This is a genomic window from Psychrobacter sp. H26, from assembly GCF_059073035.1.
Map to the genome: position 1 here is coordinate 2795428 of NZ_JCACRW010000001.1, position 18406 is coordinate 2813833.

General features: G+C 43.2%; 15 protein-coding genes and 4 tRNA genes. 12 read left to right on the forward strand and 7 right to left on the reverse strand.

Annotated elements, in window-relative coordinates:
- Nucleotides 1–2: 2 nt before the first annotated feature.
- The 4 genes from AC5JPT_RS11600 to AC5JPT_RS11615 form a co-directional block, all read right to left on the reverse strand.
- A complete protein-coding gene (locus tag AC5JPT_RS11600; protein ID WP_493858200.1) occupies nt 3–356 on the reverse strand; it encodes a hypothetical protein in 354 nt (117 codons plus the stop codon).
- Nucleotides 357–626: 270 nt separating this feature from the next.
- A complete protein-coding gene (locus AC5JPT_RS11605; RefSeq protein ID WP_493858201.1) occupies nt 627–1163 on the reverse strand; it encodes a hypothetical protein in 537 nt (178 codons plus the stop codon).
- Between the two features lie 348 nt (nt 1164–1511).
- Nucleotides 1512–4499: a DNA polymerase I gene (polA, locus tag AC5JPT_RS11610; RefSeq protein WP_493858202.1), complete on the reverse strand. Its 2988-nt coding sequence runs from the start codon at nt 4497–4499 to the stop codon at nt 1512–1514.
- Between the two features lie 379 nt (nt 4500–4878).
- Nucleotides 4879–5292 (reverse strand): Ohr family peroxiredoxin, encoded by a 414-nt coding sequence (locus tag AC5JPT_RS11615; RefSeq protein WP_493858203.1) that lies wholly within the window; start codon nt 5290–5292, stop codon nt 4879–4881.
- Between the two features lie 361 nt (nt 5293–5653).
- Between AC5JPT_RS11615 and AC5JPT_RS11620 the strand changes: the two genes are divergently transcribed.
- The 12 genes from AC5JPT_RS11620 to rimI all read left to right on the forward strand — a co-directional run bounded on the left by AC5JPT_RS11620 (nt 5654) and on the right by rimI (nt 15932).
- The gene (locus AC5JPT_RS11620; protein WP_493858204.1) at nt 5654–6559 is read left to right on the forward strand and encodes a hypothetical protein; all 906 of its coding nucleotides are present in this window, start codon (nt 5654–5656) and stop codon (nt 6557–6559) included.
- Between the two features lie 194 nt (nt 6560–6753).
- Nucleotides 6754–8349: a peptide chain release factor 3 gene (locus tag AC5JPT_RS11625; RefSeq protein WP_319051785.1), complete on the forward strand. Its 1596-nt coding sequence runs from the start codon at nt 6754–6756 to the stop codon at nt 8347–8349.
- Nucleotides 8350–8677: 328 nt separating this feature from the next.
- Nucleotides 8678–9409, forward strand: a complete 732-nt coding sequence (locus tag AC5JPT_RS11630) for an RsiV family protein (protein WP_493858205.1) — start codon at nt 8678–8680, stop codon at nt 9407–9409.
- A gap of 115 nt (nt 9410–9524) precedes the next feature.
- On the forward strand, nt 9525–10781 hold the full coding sequence (locus tag AC5JPT_RS11635; protein WP_493858206.1) for an FHA domain-containing protein: 1257 nt from the start codon (nt 9525–9527) through the stop codon (nt 10779–10781).
- A gap of 245 nt (nt 10782–11026) precedes the next feature.
- Complete coding sequence (gene trpE / locus AC5JPT_RS11640; RefSeq protein WP_493858207.1) at nt 11027–12523, forward strand: anthranilate synthase component I; 1497 nt, start codon at nt 11027–11029, stop codon at nt 12521–12523.
- A gap of 193 nt (nt 12524–12716) precedes the next feature.
- Nucleotides 12717–12792: transfer RNA gene (locus AC5JPT_RS11645), tRNA-Thr, on the forward strand.
- A 67-nt stretch (nt 12793–12859) separates the two neighbouring features.
- Nucleotides 12860–12943: transfer RNA gene (locus AC5JPT_RS11650), tRNA-Tyr, on the forward strand.
- Between the two features lie 83 nt (nt 12944–13026).
- Nucleotides 13027–13100: transfer RNA gene (locus tag AC5JPT_RS11655), tRNA-Gly, on the forward strand.
- A gap of 104 nt (nt 13101–13204) precedes the next feature.
- Nucleotides 13205–13279 (forward strand) — tRNA-Thr (locus tag AC5JPT_RS11660).
- 211 nt (nt 13280–13490) lie between these two features.
- Nucleotides 13491–13808 carry a DUF6122 family protein gene (locus AC5JPT_RS11665; protein WP_493858208.1) on the forward strand — a complete coding sequence of 106 codons (318 nt, stop codon included), beginning with the start codon at nt 13491–13493 and terminating at the stop codon, nt 13806–13808.
- A 280-nt stretch (nt 13809–14088) separates the two neighbouring features.
- On the forward strand, nt 14089–15279 hold the full coding sequence (gene tuf, locus AC5JPT_RS11670) for an elongation factor Tu (RefSeq protein ID WP_319050997.1): 1191 nt from the start codon (nt 14089–14091) through the stop codon (nt 15277–15279).
- A 164-nt stretch (nt 15280–15443) separates the two neighbouring features.
- The gene (gene rimI, locus AC5JPT_RS11675) at nt 15444–15932 is read left to right on the forward strand and encodes a ribosomal protein S18-alanine N-acetyltransferase (RefSeq protein WP_493858209.1); all 489 of its coding nucleotides are present in this window, start codon (nt 15444–15446) and stop codon (nt 15930–15932) included.
- Nucleotides 15933–16029: 97 nt separating this feature from the next.
- Here rimI and AC5JPT_RS11680 read toward each other — a convergent pair whose 3' ends face one another.
- From AC5JPT_RS11680 to trxB, 3 genes are read right to left on the reverse strand one after another with little or no spacing between them, the layout of a single operon-like run.
- Nucleotides 16030–16464, reverse strand: a complete 435-nt coding sequence (locus AC5JPT_RS11680) for a MerR family transcriptional regulator (protein ID WP_493858210.1) — start codon at nt 16462–16464, stop codon at nt 16030–16032.
- Nucleotides 16465–16497: 33 nt separating this feature from the next.
- Nucleotides 16498–17310: a leucyl/phenylalanyl-tRNA--protein transferase gene (aat, locus tag AC5JPT_RS11685; protein ID WP_493858211.1), complete on the reverse strand. Its 813-nt coding sequence runs from the start codon at nt 17308–17310 to the stop codon at nt 16498–16500.
- Nucleotides 17311–18333: a thioredoxin-disulfide reductase gene (gene trxB, locus AC5JPT_RS11690; RefSeq protein WP_493858212.1), complete on the reverse strand. Its 1023-nt coding sequence runs from the start codon at nt 18331–18333 to the stop codon at nt 17311–17313.
- Between the last annotated feature and the right edge of the window lie 73 nt (nt 18334–18406).

Here is an 18406-nt window from a genome sequence, read left to right on the forward strand (position 1 = left end):
TTCTAAAAATCATCGTCATTGCTGCGCTCTGCAGCATCTCTATCGGCGATATCCATCGCATCTGGATAATCACTGTCATCAAGATTGTCCTGTACCAACACCTCATCTACGCGTGATTCATCAATGTTTTGACGGTGCATCGGCGTTAACCCCTGTGTAGCTGCGCTACCAACTTCTGAGTTATCAAAACCAGCACTGTTATCGATGACATCGTCATTATCGATAGTATGCAGCATTGGGTTGTCTAGATCGACCAACTGATTGTCTGCATCGGTTTGACCAACGGTACCGTCATTGCGGCTGTTGCCATCGATATGATCCATCTCTTCTGGTAGTGGGTTTTCTGAGTTTTCCATAAGTCATTCCTTATTGTAATTATTGGCAGTAAAATTATTGTACGCGCTTGTAAAAGCATTATTTATTTTGACAGTGTTATTCTACTGAACAGTCTGTACGGTTATTAGAATTTTCACTAGTAGTAAGGTGTGACAGGATGTTCAAAATATGTAAGGCGATTGCCAGAATGCAAAACGGCTACTCATATTGAGCAGCCGTCCGATTTTGCAGCATTTTTTATACAGTTTGAGCCACTAATCTATTAAGTATAAGCCATTATAATGATCGTTTTAGCTATTGGTATGCTTGAATTTATAATTTAATTTCTGCATCAGATACGACTCATAGTCAGCCAGTTTGAAACGCCATAGATATATTAAGGCAATCGCATAGATAGCCGTTTCCGACAATTCTTCGACAATTTCTCCCCATGTATGCGGGAATACAATGGCGTTCTCTCCCATATATTGGATGATTGCCAGTACTGCAGCGCTGAGATAGAGTGAGACAGGCACGTTCTTTAGTACTGCCCAGAGGTATTTTCTCGAATAAGCCAATAGACCAAGCGCCACAAGATAAATAACGGTCAGCACACTATCTTCCCACCAGTCATAAGACTGATTCAAAAAAGAGAAGTCGCTTGGAACCCATAAGTCTGGTAGATAGTTCAATTCCCGTCGTATCACAGCGACAAATACCAGTAGCGCTGCCAACCAAAAAGCCTGAATGTGTTTGATATGACTTTGTACAAGGTATTGTGTGCAACGTAGCAAACAGGCAAACAACAGGATCATACCGGGGATTTCAATGAGGCCATCTGAATTCAAAATAACTGGCTCCTGCGCGTCAAAAGAATGTGTTAAAAACAAAAAAGTGAGCCCGCAGGCTCACTCTAACCAAAACTGTCTCACTAAATACAGATAATCTATAGGACGCTATTATAACCTAGCTTGACGATGATAACGTCATAAAATATAACCAATTGGTCATAAGTGATTGTTTGTATAGGTAATATAAAGATAAATGTTACCCTTCACTCTATTGATAATTGTACTAATTGACTAAACATAGCAAACAATGGGTTAAGTTTGACTTTCAGTATTGGTAAGTATAAAAGCACAAAACCCATGTTATCTCTACGTTGTGGGAAGCTATAAACTCCCCAAAATCAATAATTAGTGTGCTTCATCCCAGTTCTGACCGCTATCAGTCTCAACCAATAACGGCACTGCAAAGTCGACAGTCCAGCCTTTATCGACCGCGGTAGTCGCTAGGACATCTTGCATAGCATCCGTAATCAATTGGCTAACCGTATCTACCTTATCGACATCCACTTCAAAAACGAGTTCATCATGAACCTGTAGCAGCATTTTGGCCTGATCTTTAGGCAGTACTTTATCAACAGCAATCATGGCAAGCTTAATCAAATCAGCGGCTGAGCCTTGTAATGGCGCATTAATCGCCGCGCGCTCGGCACCTTGCTTAACCATACGATTGCTATGATTGATATCAGGCGTATAGAGTTTACGACCCAATATCGTCTCGACATAGCCTTGCTCGTAGGCGCTGGCACGCGTGTTAATCATATAGTTTTTGACACCTGGATAGCGCTCAAAGTACATGTCGATATAGTCTTGTGCTTCGCCGCGGCTCATTTGTAACTGCTTAGCAAGTCCAAAGGCACTCATGCCATATAGCAGTCCAAAATTAATAGCCTTGGCATTACGGCGCTCCGTTGGCGTAACGTCCGCGACCTCTTTGCTTAGCACTTCGGCAGCAGTGGCAGCATGAATATCTAGACCTTCGTTAAAGGCATGAGTCAGGTTGCTATCGCCTGAGAAGTGCGCCATCAGACGCAATTCAATCTGTGAATAATCCGCCGCTAAGATCACACGACCTTCTGGTGCGATAAAGGCTTGGCGAATCAGGCGACCCGTCGCCGTACGAATCGGAATATTCTGTAAGTTAGGATCGGTTGATGATAGACGACCTGTACTCGTTAATGCCTGATGATAGCTGGTATGGACGCGATCCGTCTCGCTATCTGCGACGTTATCGAGCGCATCGGTATAAGTGCTCTTGAGCTTAGATAACCCGCGATACTCTAAGGTGATATCGACCAAAGGATGATCGATTTTTGATAAGACCGCTTCACCAGTAGAGTATTGGCCAGACTTGGTTTTCTTACCGCCAGGCACGCCAAGCTTATCAAATAGCATTTCACCAAGCTGCTTTGGTGAGCCTAAGTTAAATTCTTCACCCGCCACCTCGTAGGCACGCTGCTCGAGCGCGATGATTTCTTCATCAAAGCGTTTTGATAGCTCGTTCAAGAAGGAGCGTTTGATGAGAATACCCTTTGCTTCCATTTGGCAAAGTATCTCAGCCGTTGGGATCTCTAACTCGTGGAGTAATTTGGCATTGTTGGCATCATTCGCCAGCTCAACGCTGAATATGTCAAACAGCTGATAGGTGATATCGGCATCTTCACACGCGTAATCGCTCGCAATATCGATAGCTACTTGGTCAAAGGTGACTTGTTTCGCGCCTTTACCTGCCACCTCTTCAAAACTGATGGTCTGCGTTTGTAGATAATGGCGCGCCAAGTCGTCCATACCGTGGCGAGTGGCTGCTGCGTTAATGACGTAGCTTGCCAGCATGGTATCCATCGCCCAGTTGTTTGGCTCCTCATGTATCGCACCAACTAAGTCGATGTCATAGTGTGCGAGGATATGTGCGTCGTATTTTAGATGCTGTCCGATTTTACCGATATTTGGGTTTTCTAGCACAGGCTTTAAGCGTGCCAATACCGTATCGCGGTCGAGCTGTTTTGCTGTTAGCTCATCACCTTCTAAGCTATGGGTGAGTGGCACATAATAAGCCTCGTGTGCTTGCACAGCAAACGATATACCGACGATCTGGGCCTCGCGCCAATGGACGCTGGTGGTTTCGGTATCGATGACAAAATGCGGCGCTGCTTCTAATAATTTGACTAAGCTATCAAACGCTGGCTCGTCGAGTATAGTATGCCACGCTTTATCCTGATGGTTGACCTTGATGTCATCGCCACTGTTTGCTTGTAGAGATTTGGCGACTTGTGCTTGTGACTCAGCATTGGCTTGGCTATCCGCGACACTCTTTGAGCCGTTTGCAGGATGGTTTGGATGATCGAGCGATGCCAACTCGTTTCTAAACTCAAGCTCATTATACAATTCGCGTAGCTCGTCTATATATGCACAAGGGTCGGTGTTGATTTTTAGATCGTTCCAGTCCTGACCTATTTCTAGATTGGTGACGATGGTAGCGAGCTGTCTGTTAAAAGGGATATCATTGGCGTGTTCGATCAACCCTTTGGCGCCGCGACCTTTGATAAAGCCAATATGCTTGAGCATGTTGTCGATGTCACCATACTCAACCAGCAGGTCTTTTGCGGTCTTTTTACCGATACCCGGTACGCCTTTAATACCGTCAGAGCTGTCACCCATCAGGGTTAAAAAATCAATCATTTGATTTGGGTTGATACCGAACTTGTCGATGACGGCTGGCGTGTCCGTGACTTTACCCGTAAAGCTGTCTTCCAATATCACACAGTCATTGACCAGCTGCATCATGTCTTTATCACCCGTTGAGATAACGACATGATGACCTTGCTCGACCGCACGATGGGCAAGCGTACCGATGATATCATCCGCTTCTGCGCCTTCAATACGTAGCAGCGGAATACCTAGCGCGCTGACCAAACGATGGATATAAGGAATTTGCTCTACCAGCTCTACGTCTATAGGCGGACGGGCGGCTTTATAGTCAGGTGACATATGATGGCGAAAGGTGGGTGACTTGGTGTCGAAGCAGACCGCCATATGCGTCGGATGATAACGGCGCATCAATTTTAGCAGTGCATTTAAGGTGCCACGAATCGCATTGGTTATCAGACCTTGCGAGTTTTGCATGGTTTTTGGAAGAGCGTGATAGGTGCGAAACAGATAGTAAGAGCCATCAACCAAGATAAACGGTGGCTGATCTTTGTCCACATGACTGGTATCCATTAAAGCAACATTAGGCATATCGTCAAAATTTGGCAAGGCTTTTGGGTCTAGGGCTTGATGGGAGTGGTGGTCATTGCTGGTCGTATTACCAGCTGTATTGTCGGCTATATTATCAGTCATAAAGGTCACTTATCAGCTATTAGATAGAAATATGCTCTTATTATAACGATAAAATCCGCGTGTGCCGAACTCCTTAACCGTTACGAGATATTGTAGTGGTATTAGGGCGTGTCCCTAATTCAAACGCTTATCACTAAATGGGCTAAAAATGGCTAAATCTTTGATAAACGGCGCTAAATAGCTGATTAATCTCTCGATATTGTCTGCACTATTTTCCTTGTTTGCCTGCGATTTATTTCATTTTTATTACCATTTTTAAAATAGGGACACTCCCTAGTTTTTCACCAAAATGTCAAACAAAAAAAGAACCCAGACCAGCTGAGTTCTTTTATAATTAACTTATTCTTAATTACTTATTGATAATAAGTCTAATAATGCGTTATTTTACTTCTGAAGTGACTTCAACATCAATGTTGCCGCTGGTTGCTTTTGAGTATGGGCATACTTCATGTGCTTTTTCTACCAGTTTTTGGATGTCATCAGCAGATAGGTCTGTGTTATCAGCGATAACGTGGATTTTTACAGCAAGCTTGTATTCGTGATTGTCACCTTGTAGTAAATCGACAGAGGTCTCAACAGTTGAGCCAAATGTGGCGCTTTCCATTTTTTTGACCACACCTAGAGCGCCATCAAAACAAGCACCATAACCCATAGCAAGTAATTGCTCAGGGTTGTTACCTTTTTGATTACCGCCTGGTGGTACCATGTTGATTTCAAGATCACTATCGCTCAAGGTTGCTGTACCCATACGACCGCCAGTAACCGTAGATTTTGTAGAATATAGAGATTTCATGACACATCCTTTGTTTTGAGTTTTTATGTTGAAGTGGTAAATCTAAATGTCCAATCTAGGATAGCAAATCATTGAGGCAGCTCAGTGAGTCAGTAGTAAATATTTACAACAAGTTTGTAAATGATTCTTGAATAACGCTTGCATGAACAGTTTAAGTAGCAAAGCATGTCAGTATCGGTGATATCAGAACCTGTTGAATAAGTACTGGCAGTCATTAGTAGTGCTGCAAGCACATGATCAATGCTACAGGCATTCAGTGCTACAGGTGTCCATCACTATAGGCATTGCTATAATAGACTTTTAATCCGTCCTAATCTCCTCAAAACAGATAATAGAGTCTGACTCATAAGGATAGTATTCGATGAATAGAGTGGTTGCAATATCTGGTGTTCTATCTGTGGTAGCACTTACTGTAGTGGGCTGCGGAGAAGAGGACGGCGCCTCTTATGGTTCTGGTAGTAGCACGATAACGCTCACAAGCTTTGATAGTAGCTATGATAGTAAAGCCAATGATACTGCCATTGCCCGAATCGATGAGACGTATCGCACTGGGGCACGTGATATCAAAACCACCAACCTCATCAACAGTTATAGCAATCAGAGTCTTAATGATCTAGACAGAACGGTACTAGCAAATGATTTTGAAGGTCGACTCGAAAATAAAGACATCGAAGTCAATAACCGCACCGTTAAACGTCCTATTTATGAAGTAAACAGCAATAATAAACTAAACTACGAAACCACCTATCAGACGCTTAATCTATCAGGACTCCGTGCAAACAATTATAGTGCTGGCACGAATGTCGAAGATCGCCGCGGTATTCGGACCGCCTTGAGTAACTACACCAACATTCCTACTAATATTGCCTTCCCTGAAGGGTCTGTTTGTTACATACCGGTCGTGACAAGCGAACGTTCATTTTTGGCATTTAACGACAAAAACAAGACAGGTTACTCGTCATTAGATAAATGGCTTGATGCGGCCAAACAGCGCTTTAGCGACGACAGAGATCATAGAACCTCTCAATTCGGTGTGGGTATAGGAAACAAGCAAGCAGCCGCGCAAGTGATGTTCTTTGCATATAACAATCAGCCTGCTTATGAATATAGCGGTGTTGAATATGGCAACGACATCTATGAGGCAAACTATATTGCCAAGGGCAGTATTAATCCAAATACGGACAGTCGCTTTGGCGTCGTAGATTGTACGCTTGTCAATGAGGTAGCAGGAGATTTCTTAGCTGAGCAAATCAAACGCTATTATTAAAATCAAGCAAGCTCTACGATGACGGTTAAAAATTTTGTTAACACGCTTTGTCTGATTGACAGAGCGTGTTTTTTTATACGCTAACTCTGCACCCTAACGCTAAATCGGCTACAATACGCTCATTATTTATTCTATTTATTTAGATTACTGTCTAAAAGACAGCCTTTTTGAAGTTAAGGTTGAAGCCAAAAACTATGAGTGTAGATCCAAAGAAATTAAACAAAGAAGTGGCCAAGCGCCGCACCTTCGCTATTATCTCGCATCCCGATGCGGGTAAGACCACCATGACCGAAAAGCTGCTGTTATGGGGTCAAGCGATTCAGGTAGTAGGTGAAGTCAAAGGCCGTAAGACTGATCGTCATGCGACTTCAGATTGGATGAGTATGGAGCAAGAGCGTGGTATTTCGATCACCACGTCTGTCATGCAGTTTCCTTATCAAGATCATATGGTTAACCTGCTAGACACTCCAGGTCACGCCGACTTTAGTGAAGATACGTACCGTACATTGACCGCCGTAGACAGCGCCCTGATGATGGTCGATGGGGCAAAAGGTGTCGAAGAACGAACCATCAAGCTGATGGAAGTGTGCCGTATGCGCGATACGCCAATCATCTCATTTGTTAATAAGCTCGATCGTCAGATTCGTGAGCCGCTTGAGCTGCTAAGTGAAATCGAAGCGGTGCTCAAGATTAAATGCGTGCCTGTTACATGGCCAATTGGTATGGGGCAGGATTTTGTTGGGGTATATCACCTTGCAGAAGACAAAACCTATCTCTACGAAAAAGGCAACGGCGGCAAAATGACCGTCTCTGAGACTCGCGAGGGCTATGACTATCCGGATATACGTGAGCGTCTTGGGCAGTTGATGTTTGATGCGTTTGAAGAGTCATTAGAGCTGGTACAAATGGCGCTAGAAGAGTTCAGTGTTGACGCGTTCTTAGCAGGTGAGATGACGCCAGTATTGTTCGGTACGGCATTGGGTAACTTCGGTGTCAATATGGTCCTTGATACCTTAGTCAAATATGCCCCGCCGCCAAAAGCCCATCCAACGACTGAGCGCGAAGTATCAGCAACCGAAACTGATTTCACAGGTTTTGTCTTTAAAATTCAGGCAAATATGGATCCGCGTCACCGTGACCGCATTGCGTTCTTGCGCGTGTGCTCTGGTAAGTACGAGAAGGGCATGAAGATGAAGCACGTGCGCTTGGGCAAAGACGTCCGTATTGCCGATGCGCTGACCTTTTTGGCAGGTGACCGCGAGGCGCTAGAAGAGGCTTATCCAGGTGATATTATTGGTTTGCATAACCATGGCACAATCTCTATCGGTGACAGCTTCACGGAAGGCGAGGAGCTGAGCTTTACTGGTATTCCTCACTTTGCGCCTGAACTGTTCCGCCGTGTGGTGTTAAAAGATCCGCTTAAATCAAAAGCATTGCAAAAAGGGTTACAGCAGCTGAGTGAAGAGGGCGCAACGCAGGTATTTATGCCGCAGATCAACAATGATTTAGTCTTAGGTGCGGTCGGTGTACTACAGTTTGAGGTGGTCGCGCATCGTCTCAAAGAAGAGTACAAAGTACAATGTACGTTTGAGCCGGTATCGATTGCCACCGTACGCTGGATTCATTGTGATGATGAGGTGGCATTAGCGAAATTTAAGAAAAAAGCCCACGACCAATTATCAATAGATGGTGGTGGTTATTTGACCTATCTTGCACCATCACGCGTCAACTTACAGTTGATGCAAGACCGTTATCCAGAAATAACGTTCAGTAGTACGCGTGAACATTAATATCATTCGTATCAAAAATACCTGTACCGCTTATTTTTCATCGATTAAGACACGCTAGCCGTGTCTTTTTTATTGTCTATCGTTTATGGTCTGATATTGGTTTTTAATGATTAGCAATACTTCATAAACACAAACAGTGTTCCTACAATACAGCGTCATTGTTACGGTAGAATGTTACGCAATGCTTTATATTTATAAAAGAAAATGTATGTCAGCGATGATTCGATTCTATTTTAATAAGTCTATGTTTCAACTGTTATTGAGTAGGGCAGCGAATATTCAGCGAATTAGTACCTTAGCAAGTGGTTTACTAATCGGCGCTATCAGTATGTCTGCAACTGCAGGTAGCATTGTCAGTACGACAGAATATCTTGATTATCAACTGCCAGAAAAAATTCAGAAGATATGCGCTGAGCGTAATAATTGCCCAGAGATTGAGGTTAAATATCTCAAGAGCAGTCATAGCTGGATAGATACAACAATCAATGCACGTATTAACAGTTTGGTTGTCAATAGTAAGCCAACAGAATCAGCACCGATTAAAACGCCAAGCACTCAAGCAGACGTGAATGCTGCGATTAATGACTTTGCGGCGTCGCAGTTTCAAGATATGCCTGAAGAGGTTTCGTGGGCTTACAGTTTGACGGTGACGCCTGTCTATTTAGGTCACGTCAATAACTTTGAGCTGTTTGAAATCAACTCTTATGTTTTTACTGGCGGTGCGCACGGTATGCCATACAGCGAGTATTTGACGTTTGATCTAAGTACCGAAAAGCAAGTCACCCTCGATGATATGATTATTGCAGGCAAGAGACCTCGTTTTGAAGCACTCGCGCATGATGCGTACAAGACATGGGTGAAAACGGTCGCTGATGATGTCAGTAGCTATGAGAAAAACTGGCCATTTATGTTGAGCGACAATGTGACGTTGACAGATACAGGCATCAATATTCGCTATCAGCACTATTCTATCGGTCCGTATGCTTATGGTATGCCCGTGTTGAGCATTCCGTATAGTGAGCTTAATAAGGTGATAAAACCTTACTTTATACCAAAATAGACAGATAAATAACGACTACATTATGTTCTCTACTACAGATCGACCAGTTAATAACCATCAATAATAATTTGCTTAAAATCGTTTGAAAATTAATAGAAAAATAAGGAGTTACAGTATGACGAATAATACAGATAATACGACAGCAGCAACCAATACGTGGCAGTTGAATGCATTGACAGAGGCATTGGGCGATTTAACACTGACAGTTAGTGATAGTTTGTCTGTTGGCCGTGGCAGCGACAGTGATGTCGTGCTGGGTAGCAAACAGGTATCTCGCAATCATGCTGTGCTGAGCGTACTAGACGGTCAGCTATACGTAAAAGACTTGGATTCTTCCAATGGTACTTTTATCAACGATAGACGTATCACAGGTAACGAGTCAAATGTGCTACAAGCTAACGATACGCTTGGTTTTGCAAGTTTTGTCTTTCAGGTACAAGCATCTACCACTCCTGAAGAAAGTACAACGTTAGCACCAGCAACAGAAGAAGAGGTAATCACTGCGACAACCACTGAGACAGAAACAACCGCGGGAACTGTTGACGAGCAGAGCATAGCTAATGAGACTATCGACCAAAAATCTCTTGATGATAGACCAGTTATTGATGAGCTTGTTACTGAAGAGACTAGTATTAAAGAACAAACAAATGAGAGTCCTGTAGCAGCTAGCAACGAACCAGTCGTCAAACAAACAGGTATCGAAGAGATCCTACCTAGTTCTAATACAGAGAGAGTATCATCTGTCGATACCGACCCAACTAGAGCGCCAGACACCACGATGGACAAAACAGCAGACCCAGTAACAACACCTACCACTGAGGAAGTAGTTGCTGAATCAGTCTCTCCAGAGCCAGTAGTAAAAGAAACAGGTATCGAAGACGTATTATCAGCAGCAGACAGTGCAGCGCCCGCACCAATTGAAGAGACTTCAGTTGAAGCAGGCGAAACATCTGAATCAACTGTACCAACAACGCCAGAGCAGTCGACAGTAACTAATGAGAGAGCCTCGTTAGTAGAGCAGGAACCAGTGGTAGAGCAGCCAGTGGCACATAAAGAGACTGTAATACGTGAGGAGCGTGCAAACCAAATGGAACATGACAAAACAACAAAAACAGAGTTACAAGAAGAAGCTGACCCTGAAGTTTTAAAAGCCAAACAAGCAGCCAGTGCACAGTTTTCAGGTACAGCTAATTTAGGACAGGATCGTGATCTTGGTACTGAAGGCAATAATGCAATGGATCAAGAAATCAGTAATCCAGCGCATACAGGACAAGTAGAGAAAAAAGCGAGTGGCGGCTGGTTTATATGGGTCTTCCTAGCGATTTTGATTATCGGTCTGGCGTTGTGGTTATTTAATATGGGCGGTGTTTAATCCTATTCAACCTGGATACAACTTAGCTATGGCAGCTACTCTATAGAATGAATGTTGGAGTAGGAGACTATTGAGGCTACTAAGACTAAGTTATCAGTGCTAACGAGTATTGCTGAATACTTGATTAGCTATTTATCCAAATAATTTTTTTATAGCGCCAACATGACAACAAAATGTTGGCGCTATATTTTATTTAACAGTGTGCTGTTTTGTTTTTGCCGCGATGATGCAAAGTGAGCGTTACTATGATGACCTTCCAAGAATACCAAGCTTTCAAAGATCGTGGCTTTAGTCATGCGCCCTTGATAAAAAAACGTTTGATGGACGTACAGACCCCAGTGTCCGTCTTTTCTAAAGTGCGTGATCTAAATGGCTCTGCTTATCTGTTTGAGTCTGTAGTAGGCGGTGAGCGCTGGGCGCGATATTCGATGATTGGTTTGGGTAGTGATTTGATCCTACAATATGCTGATGGCAATATGACCATCAAAAAAAATGATCATATCGATACACAAGCCGTAGTAGATCCCTTCGATTATATCCGCAAGTTGATGGCGCAGTATCAGATGCCAACGGCTGAAGATGTGCCCACTGTACCAAGTTTTAGTGGCGGCTTAGTGGGATACTTCGGCTATGATATGGTACGTATTATTGAGCCTAGTGTCGGACCATCTGATGCTCCTAATCCCATGTCGATGCCAGATATGTGGCTGATGCTGTCAATGAGCGTCATCGTATTCGATAATCTAGAAAACACCTTGTCAATAATCGTTTATGCTGATTGCCAGACTGAAGAAGGCTACAGTACAGCCATTCGTGAATTAGAAAAAATCGAAGAAAAGTTGGCAGAGCCGTCAAATCTGTCTGCGCCAGTCATGCCTACGCCTACATTCACATCGCAGACAGGTAAGGATAAATACTGTAGCGACGTCAACAAAATAAAAGACTATATCGTAGCAGGCGATGTCATGCAGGTAGTCCCAGCGCAGCGCTTGACTGCTGACTATACAGGTGACTCTCTAGCTGTTTATCGCGCGCTCCGCTATCTCAACCCATCGCCTTATCTGTTTTTGGTGCATGGCTATACGCTCGACGACCATAAGCGATTTGATATCATCGGCGCGTCTCCTGAAATATTATCTAGGATCGAAAATGGCAAGGTAACTGTGCGTCCGCTAGCAGGGACACGTAAGCGTGGTCAAGATGAAGCAGAGGATCTGGCACTGGAGCAGGAGCTACTTCATGACAAAAAAGAAACTGCCGAGCATTTAATGCTTGTTGATCTAGGTCGTAATGATATCGATCGCGTTTGCGAATATGGTAGTGTCAAAGTGACAGAAAAGATGTTTATTGAGCGCTACTCACAAGTGATGCATATTGCGTCCAATGTAGAAGGCACAATACAAGCTGACAAAGATGCACTAGATGTGTTCTGTGCGACTTTTCCTGCTGGTACGCTATCAGGGGCTCCTAAAATTCGAGCCATGCAAATTATTGATGAGATAGAACCTGTTCGTCGAACGGTATTTGGTGGCTCAGTGGGCTATCTGGGCTGGAATGGCAATATGGATACCGCCATTGCTATTCGTACAGCAGTGATGCGCCGCGGCGAGATACATATTCAAGCAGGAGCCGGTGTCGTCGCTGATTCTGTGCCAGAAGCTGAGTGGGATGAAACCAATAAAAAAGCATTAGCATTGGTAAAAGCCGTAAAAATGGCCTGCAATGGATTGCGTATTCGCTAATTATTCTATTCTGATTTATCAAATACAAGTAAATCGGATACGAGAAGCTAAGATGATTATATTTTTCTATCAAAAAAATAACAACGTAATCAATGGCTTGTATATTTATATCAAAATAATTGAAAAAAAGGTAAAAAAGGGCTTGCGTCATTCAAAATATTTGATAGAATAGCCACCACTTTAGAGAGAACAAGCCGACTTAGCTCAGTTGGTAGAGCAACTGACTTGTAATCAGTAGGTCGCCAGTTCGATCCCGGCAGTCGGCACCATCTCTTTTAAAGTAGCTTTTTATGAATTTGTCTTAAATGAAAGTCATTTTTGTTCAAAGCACCCTAAGGTGGGATTGGGGAGCGGTCAAACCCAACAGACTGTAAATCTGTCGCGAAAGCTTCGAAGGTTCGAATCCTTCTCCCACCACCATATTTTTTAAAATTTTGTCACAGCGCCAAGCATGCTCTGTATTCAACAACTCTCGATTAGAGTTGATATAAACAAGAGTAAATGCGGGTGTGGTATAATGGTAACACCTTAGCCTTCCAAGCTAATGACGCGGGTTCGATTCCCGCCACCCGCTCCATATATACACCATCGCAAAGCCTAATAATCAATCATCACGACAGTCAGTTATTATTGCTGTATCGTGATATTTTTTTTAGTACAGCTCAAAGATTTTTAATATACGCTCATATAGCTCAGCGGTAGAGCACTCCCTTGGTAAGGGAGAGGTCTCGAGTTCAATTCTCGATATGAGCTCCATTTATTATTTATCTTCTTTATGCTTGTTTTGCTATTTATATATAGCTTTGCGTCGATATCGAAAATATAAAATATTGAAACATATAAAATTAGTAAGACATATAATGATTCAAAGGTGACACTGAGGTGTTGCCTTTTAGTGCTGTCAGCAGGTTAATGAATATTGTTTTTGGTAGTTTGATATCAACGCTATTAGAACTGGTAAACGAATATGCAGGCATTTATACACTATTTCTTGCATTTTGGTTTCCCTCTTTTTATTGCAATTGCGTTTTTTAGAAAAGAGTGGAAAAAAGCATATCTGATTTTGCTCGCGACCATGCTGGTGGACATAGATCACCTAATAGCGAACCCAATTTTTCAGGCAAATAGATGTAGCATTAATTTCCACCCATTGCATACGTATTATGCAATGTTGATATATGTGTTTTTGCTCTTTTTTCGTAAGCCTTTTAACATTATTGGCATTGGATTGCTTTTTCATATGTTGACGGACTTTACGGATTGTTTGATGATGTCATCGAGCTAATACAATAGATTTGTATATCGAGACAGTTAAAAGGTCATAGCTGACGTTGTAATGAATCAAGCGTGCTATGACATAGAGAAAAATTGGTTTGTATTGACAGAGTTATGACTATTTGAGACAAGTCAGCGTATAATAACGGATACAAAAATTAGTTCGGAGTGCTGTTTGATTAGGAGCAGTGGTTCGTGCGGTTGATAGCTAGGTTTATGATGATTTAATTTTATTATGAGCCATTAAACAGCTTTTTATTTATCATTCACCAAAAAAAGAGGAAATACCCATGGCAAAGGCCAAGTTTGAACGTAACAAGCCACACGTCAACGTCGGAACCATCGGACACGTTGACCATGGTAAAACCACCCTTACCGCTGCAATCGCAACCGTAGCTGCAATCACCTCTGGCGGCGAAGCAAAAGACTACGCGTCTATTGACTCAGCACCAGAAGAAAAAGCACGTGGTATCACCATCAACACCTCACACGTAGAATATGACACAGACAGCCGTCACTACGCCCACGTAGATTGCCCAGGTCACGCCGATTATGTTAAAAACATGATCACAGGTGCCGCTCAGATGGACGGCGCAATCCTAGTTGTATCTGCAACTGACGGCCCTATGCCACAGACACGTGAGCACATCCTGCTTTCACGTCAGGTCGGCGTACCGTACATCATCGTATTCATGAACAAATGTGACATGGTTGATGACGAAGAACTACTAGAACTAGTAGAAATGGAAGTTCGTGAACTATTGAACGACTATGACTTCCCAGGTGATGACACGCCTATCGTTAAAGGTTCAGCTACTGAAGCCCTAAAAGGCTCAGAAGACAAATATGGCCAACCAGCCGTAGTAGAACTACTAAACGTACTAGACACCTACATCCCAGAGCCAGAGCGTGACATCGACAAAGCATTCCTAATGCCAATCGAAGACGTATTCTCAATTTCAGGTCGTGGTACCGTAGTAACCGGCCGTGTTGAATCTGGTATCGTTAAAGTTGGCGACGAGATCGAAATCGTTGGTATCCGTGACACTCAAAAAACCACCTGTACTGGTGTAGAGATGTTCCGTAAACTGCTTGACGAAGGTCGTGCAGGCGAAAACTGTGGCGTACTACTACGTGGTACTAAGCGTGAAGACGTACAACGTGGCCAAGTACTAGCTAAGCCAGGTTCAATCACGCCTCACACCAAGTTTGACGCTGAAGTATATGTATTGTCAAAAGAAGAGGGTGGTCGTCACACACCATTCCTAAACGGCTATCGTCCACAGTTCTACTTCCGTACTACTGACGTAACTGGCGCAATCCAATTACAAGACGGTACTGAAATGGTAATGCCTGGTGATAACGTTGAGATGGGCGTAGAGCTTATCCACCCAATCGCTATGGACAAAGGTCTTCGCTTCGCAATTCGTGAAGGCGGCCGTACTGTAGGCGCTGGTGTTGTTGCTAACGTATTGAACTAATCATCAAGTCTCAGTAATGAGCTTATGAGCTAGTCATAAAAGAGCCACCCTATTTAGGGTGGCTCTTTTTATGATAAAGAATAAATAATGTAGCTACTTACTTATATAATCTAAGCCGAATCAAATGATAAAACTAATTAAATAACAAGCATAAAAGGGCAGTCATGTTTGCGATAGAAGCGTCACCAATTAATGTAGCAGAGTCTGAGAAAATAATTCAAGCCGTAGCCAATATCGAAGCCATCGTTCAGCCGCAAGATGCTTGGAGCTACCAGACTTTGCTTGAACTGCTTGAGCAAGATAGTATTAATATGCTAATTGTCTATAAACAAGAGTGGACTGAAGATAAGCAAGTGATTGGATATTGTTTATATCAGATGATGTTTGAGCAAGCAGAGATTTTGCGTATTGGTACGCATCCTGATTATCAACGACAAGGTATTGCTTCACAAGCTATTGATAAGCTACATAAAGTATTGCAGAGTAATCAAGTGGAAAGTTTGTTGTTAGAGGTGCGTGCAAATAATCATGCGGCGATAGCGTTATATGAGCGGCAAAACTTTGTCGTGATCCATAAGCGCAAAGGCTACTATCAATCATCACATCAGCCAGCAGTTGATGCGCTTATTATGCAGCACACTTATACCGAGTAGACTGGAGAAAATCTAGTTGATAGGCAAGATCGTAGTGTTTCTGAAGGCAAGTACAGAACATCAAGCAGAGTTATTATGATTACGGCGCTCAGCGTAGTTACTGTGAGGGTATCATCTTTTTACAAACTTCAATATCCAGCTGATACTCACTATCTGCCTGCATCTGAACAAGAATGTCGATGCGCTCGCTCAGTAGCTCTACCATCATACTGATATTGGCTTGTTGTTTTTTGACTTGTTCTAGCTTTTGCTGCGTTAGCAGAAGCTGTAAATCAATATCCAGTTGACCATCGTAATAATCGTTTAAGCTGTTTTTGATCTCGGTGAGTGTGAAGCCAATGGCTTGTGCACTCTTAATCAACTCAATACGTTCGATGCATTCAGGATGAAACTCAGTATACAACCGTGAGCCTGCTTGACGTTTACGTGATTTTAGTAGACCTAACTGCTCATAATGACGTACCGTGTCTTTGGTGGTATTAGCCTTCGCTGCCAACTCTCCAATCAATAAAAATGAGATATCAAGCGCCATAAAAACCTCGTTGTTGCTTAGCTATTGTCATTATCATGATATGCGTTGCCAAGGCTCTGTAGTATCAAGTCGCGACACTGCTAATGGTTTGTGCGAGATGTCATTCCATTGGACAAAACGATGACCTATCAGGCTATCTAGCTGGACAAGAAAATCAGGACGCGGCAGGGTAGTAGCGCCCAAGCTCATGAGGTGGTCATTTGGCAGTTGGCAGTCAACGAGTGCCACGTGACTTTGCTCACATAAGCGCATTAAACCCCAGAAGGCTATCTTTGAGGCATTAGATGCCCGATGGAACATAGACTCACCAAAATAAATATTGCCTATCTTTAGTCCATAAAGTCCGCCAATCAGCTGACCTTTATCATCCCAGACCTCAATACTGTGGGCAAAGCCTTGCGCATGCAATTTGGTGTAGGCCTCAATCATCTCATCATGAATCCAAGTATGCTCGCCTTCAGGCAAGTCATTATTAAGATCATCGCTTCGCGGCAGACTACAAGCATGTATGACCTCATCAAAAGCTTGATTGAGTGTCAACTGCCAACGCGCGCGACTTGCTTGCTTACGTAGCGACTTACTCGGTTGATAATCAGATGGTGCTATCACACAGCGTGGCTCAGGACACCACCAAGCAATAGGTTCGTCTTCATTGAACCATGGGAATAGTCCCCGTGCATAAGCAGATATTAATGTCTCAGGTGCCAGATCGCCACCCATCGCGACAATGCCAATCCCATCAGGATCGACAGAGATAGGATTAGGAAAGTCATAACGCCCAAGACTTTTTAGAGTCTCAGGCGTGATGTATTGAGTGGTATCATCGTGCTGCGTGAAGTTATCCATTTACTCTTCTTGATCAGCAGTTAGGGTTGATGCATAAGTATGGTCTTTTGCCGTTGCTTCACCGATAGCATCTAAGTACTTTTCAGCATCAAGTGCTGCCATACAGCCTGTGCCAGCAGAGGTAATAGCCTGACGATAAACATGGTCAGCGACGTCGCCAGCTGCAAATACACCCTCAATGCTAGTTTGTGTAGCGTTACCATTGAGACCACTATTGACAGTCAAATAGCCATCTTTCATGTCCAATTGACCGGTGAATAGGTCAGTATTAGGCTTGTGACCGATCGCGACAAACATACCCATTGCGTCTAGTTGTTTGGTGCTACCATCAATCATTGATTCGATAACGACACCATTGACACCCATATCATCACCAACCACTTCTTTTACCTGATGGTTCCATTCAATTTTGACATTGCCGTTTTTGGCTTTTTCAAACAGCTTGTCTTGTAGGATTTTTTCAGAGCGTAAGCTATCACGGCGATGCACTAGGGTCACTTCAGAAGCAATGTTAGACAAATATAAGGCTTCTTCGACGGCGGTATTACCACCACCAATCACAGCGACTTTTTGGTCCTTGTAGAAAAAACCATCACAAGTAGCACATGCAGATACGCCAAGACCTTTAAATTTGGTTTCTGACTCTAGCCCTAAATATTGTGCAGAAGCACCTGTTGAGATGATCAAGGCATCACAAGTATAGTTACCGTTGTTACCTGATAGCTGAAATGGACGCTCGTTTAGATTGACTTCATTGATATGATCATAAACCAGTTCTGTACCGAAACGCTCAGCATGCGCCTTCATGCGTTCCATTAGTGCTGGACCTGTCAAATCATGTGCATCGCCTGGCCAGTTATCGACTTCGGTAGTGGTCGTTAATTGACCGCCTACTTCCATACCCGTAACCATAACTGGTTTAAGGTTGGCACGCGCCGCATATACTGCAGCAGAGTAACCTGCAGGACCTGAGCCTAAAATAATGAGTTTTTCGTGACGTGGAGCGTTAGTGTCAGTTGCCATGAGGTGTTCCTTTCTAAAAATACGAATGAATAATGATAGTTATAAATATAGTAAAAAAATCAAAAATTATGAC

Coding starts and splice junctions, on each gene's coding strand:
- AC5JPT_RS11625 (WP_319051785.1), top strand. CDS start 6,754: ATGAGTGTAGATCCAAAGAAATTAAACAAAGAAGTGGCCAAGCGCCGC.
- AC5JPT_RS11620 (WP_493858204.1), top strand. CDS start 5,654: ATGAATAGAGTGGTTGCAATATCTGGTGTTCTATCTGTGGTAGCACTT.
- AC5JPT_RS11630 (WP_493858205.1), top strand. CDS start 8,678: ATGTCTGCAACTGCAGGTAGCATTGTCAGTACGACAGAATATCTTGAT.
- AC5JPT_RS11665 (WP_493858208.1), top strand. CDS start 13,491: ATGCAGGCATTTATACACTATTTCTTGCATTTTGGTTTCCCTCTTTTT.
- AC5JPT_RS11615 (WP_493858203.1), bottom strand. CDS start 5,292: ATGAAATCTCTATATTCTACAAAATCTACGGTTACTGGCGGTCGTATG.
- polA (WP_493858202.1), bottom strand. CDS start 4,499: ATGACTGATAATATAGCCGACAATACAGCTGGTAATACGACCAGCAAT.
- rimI (WP_493858209.1), top strand. CDS start 15,444: ATGTTTGCGATAGAAGCGTCACCAATTAATGTAGCAGAGTCTGAGAAA.
- AC5JPT_RS11635 (WP_493858206.1), top strand. CDS start 9,525: ATGACGAATAATACAGATAATACGACAGCAGCAACCAATACGTGGCAG.
- AC5JPT_RS11600 (WP_493858200.1), bottom strand. CDS start 356: ATGGAAAACTCAGAAAACCCACTACCAGAAGAGATGGATCATATCGAT.
- trpE (WP_493858207.1), top strand. CDS start 11,027: ATGATGACCTTCCAAGAATACCAAGCTTTCAAAGATCGTGGCTTTAGT.
- tuf (WP_319050997.1), top strand. CDS start 14,089: ATGGCAAAGGCCAAGTTTGAACGTAACAAGCCACACGTCAACGTCGGA.
- AC5JPT_RS11680 (WP_493858210.1), bottom strand. CDS start 16,464: ATGGCGCTTGATATCTCATTTTTATTGATTGGAGAGTTGGCAGCGAAG.
- trxB (WP_493858212.1), bottom strand. CDS start 18,333: ATGGCAACTGACACTAACGCTCCACGTCACGAAAAACTCATTATTTTA.
- aat (WP_493858211.1), bottom strand. CDS start 17,310: ATGGATAACTTCACGCAGCACGATGATACCACTCAATACATCACGCCT.